Here is a 14,621-nt window from a genome sequence, read left to right as displayed (position 1 = left end):
TCGTCAGTGCTTCTTGTCTTTGATCTTTGAGGGATCGTTACCGTAGCTGTCGCTGTCTCGTATTGAACCGTCGCGCTTGTGGATCACGACCTCCACCTTCTCGCGTGTCGCCTGGCCTTTCGCTCTGCCGATCGCTTCCTTTTGCGTATCGACAACAACGCCGGCGCGGCTAGCGCCTTCCTTCTTTGTGGCCCAGCCGTTTTCGTGCGGCACGACATGGATGTCTTTCTTGCTCATTTGAAGATCTCCTTTTGTGAACCTACCACCCGAAGTGCCGGAGCCTGTCCTGCTTTTGCAGTCCTACCGTTACTTCCCCCGGCCAATCCGGTCATTGCGAGACCGAACACCAACTGATCCAATTCCTCAACTGGTACGCAGAGTTCCTGAGCGATGTCGCCACGCGAGATCTTCTCGTCACGAAGTGTCGCGAAGACTTTCTGAAGGACTTGTGATGTCTCGCGGGCGCCCTCATCAGGCTCCTTCTTGCGATAACCCTTTGTCGAGAGCTCTATATACAAGGACTGGTAGTGCCAATCACTCAGGGCACCGACCGTGTGCAATCTATAGATGAGCGCTGCGAGAGAGACACTCCAGATCTTCTTGAGCTTGATCAGATGCTCCATCGTGGCCAGCCTAGGAGCGTAAGCAAGAACACTGGCCTTGGGCATCAGGAAGGCTGACGCAAAGGTGTTCGCTTCACGCTCCGCCTCTCGGCCCTGAGGCGATCCATGCCGATGAAGCACCAGGTGCCCCAATTCGTGGGCCGCGTCAAATCGGCTGTGCTCAGCAGATTTTTTGGTGTTGAGGAACACAAAAGGGGTACTTTGCCGCCACATCGAGAATGCGTCGACTTCGGCCGCATCAACGGACAGTGAAAACACCCTGATGCCCTTGGCCTCCATCAGATGGATCATGTTCTTGACCGGATGCTCTCCCATTGCCCACTGGTCACGCAACGCGCGAGCGGCCGCTTCAGGGGTGGCCTCTCTGCTGAGATCTGGGAGTTCCGCACTGGGCAATTCGAATCGGGCTTCTATCCACCCATTGAGCATCAATGCAATGGCTCCAGCGCCGAGCGCAGTGTCGCGCTGGCCCGCGGTCATTTTGGAGAGAGCACGGAAACTGGCGATGTCCGGTGTCGGCTCATCCAGGTCATCGCCAAAGAAAAACGACTCAGGGAACTTCAGCACCGAAGCCATGCCCATGAGGCGCTCGGTATCTGGACCAAACTCCCCTTTTTCGTAAGCCGAGACTGACCGTGGCTCCACCCCAAGGGCAGAGGCCAGTTTGGTCATCGTCATGCCGCGGCGTTTGCGCGCTAGGGTGAGTCTGGTCGGGTTGAAGTGGCGGTTTGCAGTCATGCCCGACGCTTGACGTCGACGGAGATGTCCGGCTGCACCGACTGTGGAGGCGTGATCTCAACGAAGTCAGGGTCGGTGGGAATCGATTTCAGAATGATCCGCTCACGCCAACCGTCAACACGACCATCGGTGCCCATGGACGTTGGCAAGGACATTTCGCACCGCACTTCACCAGGCGCACGGTGCACCAGCAAGATCCAGGTCATCCGCTTTTCTTCAAGATCCTCTTTCGCAGGAGGTGGTGCGGCATCGAAGATGTACGGAAGTTCCAGCTGCTGCTGGTTGGAGGCCACTGCATCGATCGTGCTGGGCCCCTTCGACGATTTCGTGGTTGGGCTGGTTTCCATACGACCGGTCGCATCGTCACCAGTCGCTACCGCGATCGCCACCGTACCGCTCGGGTTGATGACCAGTGAGTAGTTGTTGTCATCGCACCGGGACCAATCAGGAAGCAGGTATTCCCGGAGTCCACGGACCATGGTCGCCCAGGCACTGAAACCGGGATACAGTGGCGGGTCGTTGGGCGTGCAGGAGGCGAATGCGACGTAACCCCTGCGCACAATCTCCGCTAGCTTTGACTCTTCAAGACCCAGCTGCGCCAACCGGTCATCGATAGCTCCAGCGCCCATATATACCTGAGTCATGATTTTCTCCTTGCCTAAGCAGTGACTTCCGGTTTTTATACCTTATTCAAGGGGAAAAAACAAGAAGTCACCTTTGTAGGGCCGCCTGGTATTGTGATGGGCTAGGATTGCTAGTGAATCCTCCAACCTTGTCGCTTGACCCGGTCGAACGTGAAGACGTGTTCATGTGGCGCCTCGACACAGCATCCGAAGAGTCTGCGCCGCTGATGCGCTTGTCCATACCGTAGTTCAATCGCGGCGGCGCACTCCGGGCAAGTGGCGCTGTACCGCACCAGGCCAATCAAGCGGGTACCGCTTTCTTTAAAGCTCTCCAATTGAGCTGGAGGCTCACCCCAGCTGATCAGCATTTCGGAGGCAGGAATGATTCGATCAGCAAGCAACCACCACGTAGTCCGGATGAAGTCCCACGTGACCCACCCAATACCCACCACGAACATCACGAAGGCCAGGTCGAGGGTGGAAAGCGGCCGGTTCTCGAACAGCCGCAACCAACCCATGGCCGTGAGGGCTCCTGTGGGCGCGCCGCCCTCCCACTGCCAGTCCCCCTCTTGAAATGCGAAAGAATGCCCGTATCATTAGCACTCGACGCGACCGAGTGCTAGCAACGCTGGCGCCAAGCCGCTGAAGTCAGAAAGCGCCCGCACCCTGCGGGCGTGTTGTTGATGTCGCAATCCTTTTTTGAACCAGGAGAGATGCAATGAACCTTCGCCCCCTGCACGATCGCGTGATCGTCAAGCGCATTGAAAGCGAAACCACGACCGCTTCCGGCATCGTGATCCCCGACAACGCCGCTGAAAAGCCCGATCAAGGTGAAGTGCTGGCCGTCGGTCCCGGCAAGAAGAACGACAAGGGCGAGCTGATCGCCCTGAACGTGAAGGTCGGCGACCGCGTTCTGTTCGGCAAGTACTCTGGCCAGACCGTCAAGGTCAACGGCGACGAGTTGCTGGTGATGAAGGAAGACGACCTGTTCGCAGTCGTCGAGAAGTAAGCCTTTCGGCCCTTTTCCCGAACATCCTGTTTACTGAATCCGGAGAAATCAAATGGCAGCAAAAGACGTAGTTTTCGGCGGCGAAGCCCGCGCCCGCATGGTCGAAGGCGTGAACATCCTGGCCAATGCGGTCAAGGTCACCCTGGGCCCCAAGGGTCGCAACGTGGTGCTGGAGCGCTCGTTCGGCGCCCCCACCGTGACCAAGGACGGTGTGTCCGTGGCCAAGGAAATCGAACTCAAGGACAAGCTGCAGAACATGGGCGCCCAGCTCGTGAAGGAAGTGGCTTCGAAGACGTCCGACAACGCCGGTGACGGCACCACGACCGCCACCGTGCTGGCACAGGCCATCGTGCGCGAAGGCTTCAAGTACGTGGCCGCGGGCATCAACCCCATGGACCTCAAGCGCGGTATCGACAAGGCCGTGACGGCCCTGGTGGAAGAGCTGAAGAAGGCGTCCAAGGCCACCACGACCTCCAAGGAAATCGCCCAGGTGGGCTCGATCTCCGCCAACTCCGACGAAACCATCGGCAAGCTGATCGCTGACGCCATGGACAAGGTCGGCAAGGAAGGCGTGATTACCGTGGAAGACGGCAAGTCCCTCGAGTCCGAACTGGACGTCGTGGAAGGCATGCAGTTCGACCGCGGCTACCTGTCGCCCTACTTCATCAACAACCCCGAAAAGCAATCCGCGATTCTGGACAACCCCTTCGTGCTGCTGTTCGACAAGAAGATCAGCAACATCCGTGACCTGCTGCCCACGCTGGAGCAAGTCGCCAAGGCCGGCCGTCCGCTGCTGATCATTGCCGAAGAAGTCGAAGGCGAAGCCCTGGCGACGCTGGTGGTCAACACGATCCGCGGCATCCTGAAGGTCGTGGCAGTGAAGGCCCCTGGCTTCGGCGACCGCCGCAAGGCCATGCTGGAAGACATCGCCATCCTGACGGGCGGCAAGGTCATTGCCGAAGAAGTGGGCCTGACGCTCGAGAAGGTGACCCTGGCCGACCTGGGCCAGGCCAAGCGCATCGAAGTGGGCAAGGAAAACACGATCATCATCGACGGCGCCGGCGCCGCTGAAGACATCGAAGCCCGCGTCAAGCAAGTGCGCGTGCAGATCGAGGAAGCCACGTCCGACTACGACCGCGAAAAGCTGCAAGAGCGCGTGGCCAAGCTGGCCGGCGGTGTGGCCGTGATCAAGGTCGGCGCCGCCACCGAAGTCGAAATGAAGGAAAAGAAGGCCCGCGTGGAAGACGCCCTGCACGCCACGCGCGCAGCGGTGGAAGAAGGCGTTGTGGCCGGTGGCGGCGTGGCTCTGCTGCGCGCCAAGCAAGCCGTGGGCGACTCGATCAAGGGCGACAACGCCGATCAGGACGCCGGTATCAAGCTGGTGCTGAAGGCCATCGAAGCCCCCCTGCGCGAAATCGTGAACAACGCCGGCGGCGAAGCCTCGGTCGTGGTGAACGCCGTGCTGGCTGGCAAGGGCAACTACGGTTTCAATGCCGCCAACGACACGTATGGCGACATGCTGGAACTGGGCATTCTGGACCCCACGAAGGTCACCCGCACGGCCCTGCAGAACGCCGCTTCGGTGGCTTCCCTGCTGCTGACGACGGAATGCATGATCGCTGAAGCCCCCAAGGACGACGCACCGGCCGGCGGCGGCATGCCCGACATGGGTGGCATGGGCGGCATGGGCGGCATGGGCATGTAATTGCCGGCCGCACCGGACGGGACGCACTCCCGCCTGGCTGCTCCATCAAAAAACCCCGCAGGCTGCAAGGCCTGCGGGGTTTTTCTTTGCCGGGGCCGTGGGTGCGGCCCGCAGGATCGATGGGCCGCTCAGAAACGGTAGGTCGCGCTCAGCACCACGTTGCGCCGGGGCGCCCACCAGCAATCGCCGCGCGACAGGCAGGTGCTCATGTACTGCTTGTCGGCCACGTTGTTGATGTTGAGCGCGTAGCGCCATGCCTGGCTGTCATAGGCCAGCAGCGCATCTCCGACGAGCGAGGACGGAATGCGCGGACCGGAACCATCGCGGAACGCGGAGAGGTATCGCACCCCCGCCCCGGCCGAGAACCCGCGAATCCCCGCGATGGAAAAGCGATACAGGCCCCACATCGCCGCCTGGTTGCGGGGCAGGCCTTCCAGGGTCGGATCCACATCGGTGTAGTTGTAGTGGGCGATCAGATCGAACGCGGTGGTCACGCGGGTCTTCAGTTCCAGCTCCAGCCCCTTGTTGCGGGTCTGGCCGGCCTGCAGCGTGTTCATCGGATTGGTCGGATCGGTGACCTTCTGGTTCTTTTCCTTCAGGTCGTACACCGAGGCGGTGAACGAGGTCGGGCCGCCTTCGGGCAGGTACTTCACGCCCACTTCGATCTGCTCGCCTTGCAGCGGCTTGAAGCGGGCCCCCGAGGTGTTGGTGCCGCTCACCGGGCTGAACGACTCCGCGTAGCTGATGTACGGCGTCCAGCCACCGGCCAGTTGGTACATCACGCCCAGGCGCTTGGTGGTGTCGCTGGTGCGGTCATCGGCCGAGCCGGCCAGGGCATTCGCCACGCGGTCATGGCGCAGGCCGGCGATGAAGATCCATCGGTCCCACTTCATCTGGTCCTGCACATAAACGCCGGTCTGGCGCTGCACGTTCCGGGGCTGCGCGGTGAGCGGCCGGTCGGTCCGCCCGCTGTACACGGGTGCGAACGCGTCGATGGGCGAATCGTAGGCATCGCCGGATTCCGCCTTGTCCTCCGACTGGCGATTCCAGTCGAGGCCCAGCAGCAGCTGGTGCTGCACGGCGCCCGTGGTGAGCCGGCCCAGCAGGTTGGTGTCGACCGCGGCCATGCGTGTGCGCGTCACGTTCTGCCCGTACAGCCTGCCGATCAGGCGCTGGTTGACCGGGTCGGCGCCCCAGCCGCCCGGACTGGTGAAGAAATCCGCGTAGTGATAGCCGCCCCGGTTCTCGTTGCGGGCCCAGCGCAGGTTCTGGCGTGCCGTCCAGGCATCGTTGAAACGGTGTTCGAACTGGTAGCCGATGGATTGCCGATCGGTGTCGTAGTAGTCGCCCGGCTCGCCGATGAACCGGCTGGTGGGCAACTGGCCGTTGGGATTGGGCAGCAAGGTGCCCGACCAGGGCAGGAACTGCGAGGTGCTGCCCGACCGGTCCTGCTGCCAGTGCGCCTGAAGCAGCAGCGACGTCGCTGCATTGGGCCGCCACATCAGCGACGGTGCGATCAGGCGGCGGTCGTCGGGCACGTGGTCCACCTGCGTGTCGGCGTCGCGGGCCAGCGCCACGAGGCGGTATGACCACTGGCCATCGGCCGTCAGCGGGCCGGTCAGGTCGGCCTGCAGCTGCTTGCGGTTCCAGCTGCCGATCTGCACGCCCACTTCGCGCTGCGCCTCCTGCAGCGGGCGCTTGCTCACCATGTTGACCACGCCCGCCACGGTGCCGGTGCCGAACAGCATGCCCGACGGGCCGCGCAGCACCTCCAGGCGCTCCAGCGTGTACAGCTCTGCGGGCGTGGTGCTGGTGTAGTAGTTGTAGCTCTGGCGCAGGCCATCGAGGTAGATGTCCGGATAGCTGCCACGCACGCGCACGCTGTCGGAGCGGCTGTCCAGCCCGTAGGCATCGCTGCGCACGCCCGCCGCATAGAGCAGCGCCCCCTGGAAGGTCGTCGCGCCCTGGTCGACCATCTGGTCGCGCGTGATGACGGTGACCGATTGCGGCGTTTCGCTGAGCGGCGTGTCGGTCTTGGTGGCCGTGGTGGCGTTGCGGGCGCGGTAGCCCACCACGGGGCCGGTGGCGGATTCCTTTTCGGCGTTGGCATCCACCCGCACTTCGGACAGCGTGGCGCCCACGCCCTGGGCATGCGCCCAAGGCACCAGCCCCAGGGCGGCGGCCACGCAGGCCGTGCCCCGCAGATCAATGAATTTCATGGCAAACATAAATAGTATTGATAACGATTCCTATTCTAGAAATCGATTACCCATCTGTAGGCAATTTGTTGCAATCAGGCGACATGCCGACGCTGCATTCCAGGGACGCGGCCAAACCGGCGGCAGCCCCTCCTGCCTCGGTGGACCCCAAGAAAAATCCCCGCGGGTCGCGAGACCGGCGGGGACTGTCTGGATGCGCTGGCGATGCCAGCGCCGGCAGCGAAGCCCTCCCGTCACACCTTGAAGGCCCCCACCACCTGCCGCAACAGGTCGGTCTGCTCCTGCATGGAGCGCGCCGCGGCGGACACTTCCTCCACCAGCGCCGCGTTCTGCTGCGTCGTGGTGTCGAGCTGGGCGATGGCCTGGTTCACCCGCTCGATGTCCCGGCTCTGCTCCACGCTGGCGGCCATGATCTCGCCCATGATCGAGGCCACGCTGGTGTTGGTGGCGATGATCTCGCTCATGGTCGTGCCGGCCTGCACCACCAGGGCGCTGCCGGACTCCACCTTGGTGACCGAGTCCGCGATCAGGTTCTTGATGTCCTTGGCCGCTTCGGCCGAACGCTGGGCCAGGCTGCGCACCTCGCTGGCCACCACCGCGAACCCGCGGCCCTGCTCGCCCGCGCGGGCCGCCTCGACCGCGGCGTTCAGCGCCAGGATATTGGTCTGGAACGCGATGCCGTCGATCACCCCGATGATGTCCACCACCTTCTTGGAAGACGTGCTGATCGAATCCATGGTCTCGACCACGTTGCCGATGACCTGCCCGCCCCGGGACGCCACCTGGAATGCATCGGTGGCCAGGCGGTTGGCCTGGTTGGCGCTGTCGGCGTTGCGCTTGACGGTGCTGGTGATCTGCTCCATGGAGCCCGCCGTTTCCTGCAGGAACGCGGCTTGCTCCTCCGTGCGCACGGAAAGGTCGTGGTTGCCGCTGGAGATTTCACCGGAGGCCGAGGCGATCGACGATGCGCCCGTGACCACCTGGCTCACCACGCCCTGCAGGCGGGCGATGAAGGCATTGAAGCTCGCCGCGACCGCGCCGAACTCCGCCCCGCCGGTTTCGGGCAGGCGGCGCGTCAGGTCGGCCTCGCCGGCCGAGAGCGCGTCGATGTTGCCCTTCAGGACGGCCAGGCGCTTCATGAACAGGCGAACGCCCATCACCATCAGGCCCAGCAGCACCAGGGCCATGGGCACCTGCATGGCGGCCAGCTTGGTCAGGATGCGGTGGCTGTTGACCGCCAGGAGCGATGCCGGAATGGCCGTGGCGATGAACCATGGGCTGCCGGGAATGGGCTGAAGGAACAGCACCTGCGAGCCCTGCCCATCCTGGTACGCCCCCTGGGCCGAGGCCCCGCCCTGCAGGGTGGGCAGCAGCCGCTGAATTTCCGCCGCCATGGGCGAGCTTGCCGCGATGTCCGAGACGTTCTTCAAGACGACGTTGCCCTGGATCTTCGTGCTGTTGCTGACGATCTTGCCGTCGCCCTCGACGATCAGGATCTGTCCCTGGATCCTGCTTTCCATGTCCGCCACGAGGCGGTTGAAAAAGCCCAGCGTCACGTCGATGGTGGACACGCCATACAGCTCGTCGCCCTTGTAGATGGGCATGGCGCAGTTGGTGCGCGGCTGCGGGCTGGCGGCGTCCTGGTAGGCCTTGGCCCACTTGCACTGGCCCTTGGGCGCCGTCTTGCCGTTCTCATACCAGGGCTGCTCCCAGTATTTGAGCGACTCGGGGGAATTCCAGTGGGTGTTGACCACCAGCTTGTTGCTGCCGTCCCGCGCGAAGAAGGTGCTGAACTTGTCGCGGCCCGGCTCCCGCTTGTTGGGCAGGGGCCAGATGCCGCCGCCGAACACGTTGGGATCACCGTACTGGTCCACCAGGCCGGGCTGCAGCACGTCGATCTGGTCGCTGGCCAGCAAGGCCACGGTCTGGGTGATGCTGCGGGACTGGGCCTCGACCTGGCGAAGCTGCTCGCTGATGCGCACCGAGATCTGCTCCACGTTGGCGGAGACGACCTTGCCTTCCAGCGTGGACAGGTCCGGCGTGACGGACAGTTGGATGACGGCGAACGTTCCCAGCAGCAGGAGCAGGAAGAAGCCGCAGATCAGGAGGGTGAAACGGGTTTGGGTGGAAGCAGTGCGGATCATGGGCAGTCCGGTGATGGGATAACAAAGGGAGACACGCGGTCTCCCTTCGTTATCGGCAACCGTCCGGCGGCGTTGAGGCCCGCCGGCCCGCCGTTACAACCCCGTTTGCCCCTCGACACCCATCGCGCCCTCCCGGAGCGCCAGATGTTCAGGTCACCGCAGCTGGCGCAGCAGGCCGGCGGTCGATGCGTCCAGTCCGTCGGTGTCGCCCGAGGACAGGCGGGGCTCCAGCTCCCGGGCCAGCACCTTGCCCAGTTCCACCCCCCACTGGTCGAAGCTGTTGATGCCCCAGACCGCGCCACTCACGAACACGCGGTGCTCGTAGAGCGCGATGAGCGCGCCCAGCGACGCGGGTGCCAACTGGTCCAGCACCAGGAACGTGCTGGGGCGGTTGCCGGTGAAGTGCCGGTGCCCGGACTCCTGCGGCCGGCCCAGCATCAGCGCCTTGGCCTGGGCCAGGGCATTGGCCACGAGGCGCGAGTGGTGGTGCGGCAGGTCGCGCGCGCCCTTGCGCAGCGCGATGAACTCCACCGGAATCACGTCGGGGCCCTGGTGGACCATCTGGAAGAACGCGTGCTGGCCGTTGGTGCCGGGTTCTCCCCACACCACGGGCGAGGTCTGCACCGCCAGCGGCCGGCCTTCCCAGTCCACGCCCTTGCCGTTGCTCTCCATCTCCAGCTGCTGCAGGTAGGCCGGCAGCCGGCGAAGACCGTGGCTGTAAGGCGCCACGCAGCGGCTCGCGAACCGGTGGAAGTTGCGGTACCACACGTCCAGCAGGCCGAGGCGCACCGGCAGGTTGCGCTCCAGCGGCGCGTGGCGAAAGTGCTCGTCCATCGCGTGGGCGCCGGCCAGCAGGTCGCGGAAATGCGCCGCGCCGATGGCGATGGCGATCGGCAGGCCGATGGCCGACCACAGCGAATAGCGCCCGCCCACCCAGTCCCAGAAGCCAAGCGTGGTGTCGATGCCGAACTCCGCCGCGGCTTCGACGTTGGTCGTCAGCGCGACGAAATGGCGCGACACCGACACGCGCCCGGCCTGCCGTGGGCTGCCGCCGTGCGACAGGAACCAGTCGCGCGCCGCATGGGCGTTGGACATGGTCTCGGCGGTGGTGAACGTCTTGGAGGCGATGAGGAACAGCGTGCTCTCGGGCCGCAGCGTGTGCAGCAGCGCCCCCAGTTCCTGCCCGTCGACGTTGGAGACGAAGTGCAGGCGCTTGTCGCTCTGGCGCAGGTCGTCCAGCGCCTTCACCACCATGGAAGGCCCGAGGTCCGACCCGCCGATGCCGATGTTCACGATGTCGGTGATGGCGGTGTCGGCACGCACGCGCTCGGCCAGCGCCAGCATCGCATCGAGCGTGGTGTGCACGTCGCGCAGGCTGTTTGCTACGAAATCAGTAGCACCAAGGGCATGGTTTTCTAGGGCATCGGCCGGATTTCGCAACAACCAGTGCATCACCGCGCGCTGCTCGGTGTGGTTGATCGCCTCGCCGGCGAACATGGCGTCGCGATAGGCCTCCAGACCGCATTCGCGCGCCAGCTGCATGAGCAGCGCCTCGGTCGGCCGGTCGATGCGGTTCTTGGACAGGTCGGCGAACAGGTGCGGCGCCTCCTGGCTGAAGTCCTCGAAGCGCAGCGGGTCGGTGGCGAACGCCTGGCGCACGTCGAAGGTGCGGCCGCTGTCGTCGTAGCGGGCCTGCAGCGCCGCCCAGGCGGTGGTGTGGTCGCAGCGGATGCGTTGGGGCATGGTCATGGGTCAGGCGGCCTGCATCATGTGTTCGAGCTTGGCCGCATCGGCCGCGAAGGCGCGGATGCCTTCGGCGAGCTTCTCGGTCGCCATGGCGTCGGCATTGAACGCGTAGCGGAAGGCGGGCTCGTCGTATTCGACGGCCGGCAGGTCCAGCGCGCGCGCCGCCTCGGGGTCGAGCGCGCGGGTCAGCGGCGCATCGCTGGCCGCCAGTTGCGCGAGCAGGTCGGGGGCGATGGTCAGCAGGTCGCAGCCGGCCAGCGCGGTGATCTGCCCCACGTTGCGAAAGCTCGCCCCCATGACCTCGGTGGCGATGCCAAAGTGCTTGTAGTACTGGTAGATCTGGCGCACCGACTGCACGCCGGGGTCGTTGGGGCCGGCCATGGCCGCCTCGTCCCACTGGGCGCCGGCCTGCTTCTTGTACCAGTCGTAGATGCGGCCGACGAAGGGCGAGATCAGCTTCACCTTGGCGCGGCCGCAGGCCACGGCCTGCACGGGCGAGAACAGCAGCGTGAGGTTGGTGTGGATGCCGCGCTCTTCCAGGATGCGGGCGGCTTCGATACCCTCCCACGTGGCGGCGATCTTGATGAGCACGCGGGCGGTGTCCACACCCTCGGCCTGGTACAGCTCGATGATGCGTTCGCCCCGCGTGACGGTGGCCATGGTGTCGAACGACAGGCGCGCATCCACTTCGGTGGAGACGCGGCCGGGAATGAGGGAGAGGATTTCGCAGCCGAACCGCACGATCAGCCGGTCCATGATTTCTTCGACCGGATGGCCCTTCCAGCGGGTCACGGCTTCTTGCAGTAGCGGGGCGTAGTCGGGCTTTTGCACCGCCTTGAGGATGAGCGAGGGGTTGGTCGTCGCATCCTGCGGCTGGTAGGCGCTCAGTTGGCGGAAGTCGCCCGTGTCGGCCACAACGGTGGTGACTTGTTTGAGGGCGTCGAGTTGGTTCATGCAATGCTCCCGTGAGGTGGCGTGCGGGGGCGCTCGGGCGGGCCCCGTCGGCACGGCAACCGCAGAGTGTATTGCGCGGTAACCCGGGTTCCTGTCAGTCGCCGCCTCATCATGAAACTCGGTAACATGCCCGGCAGCTTGATTACCAATTTTCTGGGACGCGACAACGATGAGTTTCGATCTGGTTCTGTTCGGCGGCACGGGCGATCTGGCATGGCGCAAGCTGCTGCCGGCCCTTTTCCAGGCGTTCCGCCACGGCTCGCTGCCCGCGGGCGGCCGCATCATCGGCGTGGCGCGGGACGACCTGACCGACGCCGCCTACCGCGAACTGATCGCCAGCCGCTTCGCCGCCGTGGTGGACGACAAGCGCCCGAGCGCGGAGGAGTTCCAGCAGTTCGCGGCCTTGCTGCAATACCAGCGCATGGACCTGTCCAAGCCCGAGGACTACGCTCGGCTGGCCGAGCGGCTGGGCGAGCGGCAGGCCGACACCGTGGTGATGTACCTGGCCACCGCCCCGGGCCTGTTCACCACCGCCTGCGAGCAGCTCGGCGCCGCCGGGCTGGCCACCCCGAACACGCGCGTGGTGCTGGAAAAACCGCTGGGCCACGACCTCGAATCCAACCGCGCCATCAACGCGGCGGTGCGCACGGTGTTCAACGAGTGGCAGATCTTCCGCATCGACCACTACCTGGGCAAGCCGTCGGTGCAGAACCTGCTGGCGCTGCGCTTCGGCAATGCGCTCTTCGAGCCCCTGTGGCGCCGCGAGACCGTCGCCAGCATCGAGATCACCATGGCCGAAAAGCTGGGCGTGGAAAAGCGCGGCGCGTTCTACGACGGCACGGGCGCCCTGCGCGACATGGTGCAGAACCACGCGCTGCAGCTGCTGTGCGCGATCGGCATGGAGCCGCCCATCAACGCCCATGCCGATGCCATCCGCGACGAAAAGCTCAAGGTGCTGCGCTCGCTGGTCCCCTGGACGCCCGCCACCCTGGCACGCGACGTGGTGCGCGGCCAGTACACGGCCGGCAGCCTGAGCGGCGAGCGCGTGAAGGGCTACGCCGACGAGGACGGCGTGGCGCCCGGCAGCCGCACCGAGACCTTCGTGGCCCTGCGCACCGAGATCGCCAACTGGCGCTGGGCCGGCGTGCCCTTCTACGTGCGCACCGGCAAGCGACTGGCCTCGCACGAGGCGCACATCGCCATCAACTTCCGGCCCACGCCCCACCCCATCTACCGCTCGCCGATGGGCGCGGCCAACCGCCTGGTGATCCACCTGCAGCCGCGCGACGGCGTGGCCCTGCACCTGTTCGCAGCGGGCCAGGAAAAGCGCGGCACCCGCGTGTCGGAGGCGCAGGCGCTCGCGCCGGTGCACCTGGACCTCGACTTCGAGCAGCGCTTCGGCACCGAGCGCGTGGGCGCCTACGAACGCCTGCTGCTGGACGTGATCGGCGGGCGCCTGAACCTCTTCGTGCGGGCCGACGAGCAGGAGGCCGCCTGGCGCTGGGTGGAGCCCATCATGCAGGCCTGGCGCGACTCCGACGACGGCCCCCGCCCCTATGCCGCCGGCAGCTGGGGCCCCAGCGCCGCCAGCGCCATGGTGGCGCGCGACGGCCACACCTGGATGGAAGAAGCGTGAGGCCCCCCCTGAGTCGCCTGCGGCGCCTTCCCCCCAAGGGGGGACGACGCCCGTGGCCTGGCAAAGCCAGTTCCACGGCGTCTGCGGGCGTGGCCTGCTCCGCGGCCATTCGACGGGTCAGGCCGCAGCGGGCGCATGGGCTGCAGGCGATGGGCTGCGCGCAGGAGCACTGACATGCTCGAACGCATCACCGCATCCCTGCCATCCCTGGCCCCGGCCGAGCAGCGCGTGGCCCAGCTCGTGCTGGACGACGCGCGGGCCTTCGCCCGGCTGCCGGTGCGCGAACTGGCCGCCCGCGCCAGCGTGAGCAAGCCCACCGTGGTACGGTTTTGCCGCAGCATGGGCTACGACGGCCTGGCCGACTTCAAGCTCAAGCTGGCGGGCAGCGTGAGCGAAGGGGTGCCCTTCATCCACCGCAGCGTGGACGCCGACGACAAGACCGGCGACGTGCTGGTGAAGGTGGTGGACAACGCCGCCGCCGCTTTCCTGCAATACCGCAACGCCGCCAGCACCGGTGCCATCGAGCGCGCCGCCAAGGCCATCGCGGACACCTGGCAGACCGGCCGGCGCATCGAGTTCTACGGCGCCGGCAATTCGGGCATCGTCGCGCAGGACGCGCAGCACAAGTTCTTTCGGCTGGGCATCACCAGCATCAGCACGAGCGACGGCCACATGCAGGTCATGAGCGCCACCCTGCTCGGCCCGGGCGACTGCGCGGTGATCGTCTCCAACTCCGGCCGCACGCGCGACCTGATGGACGCAGCCGACATCGCGCGCAAGAACGGCGCCACCACCATCGCCATCACCGCGAGCGGGTCGCCCCTGGCCCTGGCCTGCCACATCCACCTGGCGGCCGACCACCCCGAGGGCTACGACCGCTACAGCCCGATGGTGTCGCGCCTGCTGCACCTGCTGGTGATCGACGTGCTCGCCACCTGCGTGGCCCTGCGCATCGGCGAGCCGCTGCAGCCTCGCCTGCAGCAGATGAAGGACAACCTGCGGGCCAAGCGGTACACCTGATCCGGGACGCCCGCCAAGAGGCAGAGGCTTTCAGGCCTCCAGCGCAATATCCACTAGGGCATATAGCTATTATTTTTATAGCATTTCAGGACATCAATCGGCGGAATACCAGCGAGGCGTTGACGCCGCCGAAGCCGAAGCCGTTGACCAGCGCATGCGCCAGACCAGCATGCCGGCGCCCTCCCCCATCGGGCGGCCGCATGC

Annotated in this window: 12 protein-coding genes; 4 read left to right on the top strand and 8 right to left on the bottom strand. The window is 65.4% G+C overall.

Going from position 1 to position 14,621, the window contains the following annotated elements; translation table 11 throughout:
* Positions 1–3: 3 nt before the first annotated feature.
* From AVKW3434_RS05625 to AVKW3434_RS05610, 4 genes are all read right to left on the bottom strand, one after another.
* On the bottom strand, positions 4–237 hold the full coding sequence (locus AVKW3434_RS05625; protein ID WP_284405066.1) for a DUF2188 domain-containing protein: 234 nt from the start codon (positions 235–237) through the stop codon (positions 4–6).
* Entirely contained in the window at positions 234–1,361 is a 1,128-nt protein-coding gene (locus AVKW3434_RS05620; protein WP_284405065.1) for a helix-turn-helix domain-containing protein, read from the bottom strand. The genes AVKW3434_RS05625 and AVKW3434_RS05620 overlap by 4 nt, the downstream gene beginning before the upstream one ends.
* The gene (locus AVKW3434_RS05615; protein WP_284405064.1) at positions 1,358–2,005 is read right to left on the bottom strand and encodes a hypothetical protein; all 648 of its coding nucleotides are present in this window, start codon (positions 2,003–2,005) and stop codon (positions 1,358–1,360) included. The genes AVKW3434_RS05620 and AVKW3434_RS05615 overlap by 4 nt, the downstream gene beginning before the upstream one ends.
* A gap of 110 nt (positions 2,006–2,115) precedes the next feature.
* Positions 2,116–2,502, bottom strand: a complete 387-nt coding sequence (locus tag AVKW3434_RS05610) for a hypothetical protein (protein WP_284405063.1) — start codon at positions 2,500–2,502, stop codon at positions 2,116–2,118.
* Positions 2,503–2,702: 200 nt separating this feature from the next.
* On the opposite strand from AVKW3434_RS05610, the gene AVKW3434_RS05605 reads away from it, so the two are divergent.
* A complete protein-coding gene (locus tag AVKW3434_RS05605) occupies positions 2,703–2,993 on the top strand; it encodes a co-chaperone GroES (protein ID WP_011804151.1) in 291 nt (96 codons plus the stop codon).
* Positions 2,994–3,045: 52 nt separating this feature from the next.
* A complete protein-coding gene (groL, locus tag AVKW3434_RS05600; RefSeq protein ID WP_284405062.1) occupies positions 3,046–4,698 on the top strand; it encodes a chaperonin GroEL in 1,653 nt (550 codons plus the stop codon).
* A gap of 128 nt (positions 4,699–4,826) precedes the next feature.
* Here groL and AVKW3434_RS05595 read toward each other — a convergent pair whose 3' ends face one another.
* The 4 genes from AVKW3434_RS05595 to tal form a co-directional block, all read right to left on the bottom strand.
* Complete coding sequence (locus AVKW3434_RS05595; protein WP_284405061.1) at positions 4,827–6,917, bottom strand: TonB-dependent siderophore receptor; 2,091 nt, start codon at positions 6,915–6,917, stop codon at positions 4,827–4,829.
* A 233-nt stretch (positions 6,918–7,150) separates the two neighbouring features.
* Positions 7,151–9,061, bottom strand: a complete 1,911-nt coding sequence (locus AVKW3434_RS05590; protein WP_284405060.1) for a methyl-accepting chemotaxis protein — start codon at positions 9,059–9,061, stop codon at positions 7,151–7,153.
* Positions 9,062–9,214: 153 nt separating this feature from the next.
* Positions 9,215–10,810 carry a glucose-6-phosphate isomerase gene (gene pgi / locus AVKW3434_RS05585; protein WP_284405059.1) on the bottom strand — a complete coding sequence of 532 codons (1,596 nt, stop codon included), beginning with the start codon at positions 10,808–10,810 and terminating at the stop codon, positions 9,215–9,217.
* Between the two features lie 3 nt (positions 10,811–10,813).
* Entirely contained in the window at positions 10,814–11,761 is a 948-nt protein-coding gene (gene tal, locus AVKW3434_RS05580) for a transaldolase (protein ID WP_284405058.1), read from the bottom strand.
* A 169-nt stretch (positions 11,762–11,930) separates the two neighbouring features.
* Between tal and zwf the strand changes: the two genes are divergently transcribed.
* Positions 11,931–13,397, top strand: coding sequence for a glucose-6-phosphate dehydrogenase (gene zwf / locus AVKW3434_RS05575; RefSeq protein WP_272567467.1), 1,467 nt, complete (start codon positions 11,931–11,933; stop codon positions 13,395–13,397).
* Between the two features lie 174 nt (positions 13,398–13,571).
* Positions 13,572–14,417: a MurR/RpiR family transcriptional regulator gene (locus tag AVKW3434_RS05570; RefSeq protein WP_272551228.1), complete on the top strand. Its 846-nt coding sequence runs from the start codon at positions 13,572–13,574 to the stop codon at positions 14,415–14,417.
* Positions 14,418–14,621: the final 204 nt, after the last annotated feature.

Source organism: Acidovorax sp. SUPP3434, assembly GCF_030159015.1.
In the GTDB taxonomy this organism is placed as follows: Bacteria; Pseudomonadota; Gammaproteobacteria; order Burkholderiales; family Burkholderiaceae_C; genus Paracidovorax.
Note: the sequence above shows the minus strand (reverse complement) of the source record. Positions and strands in the feature narration are given on the sequence as shown.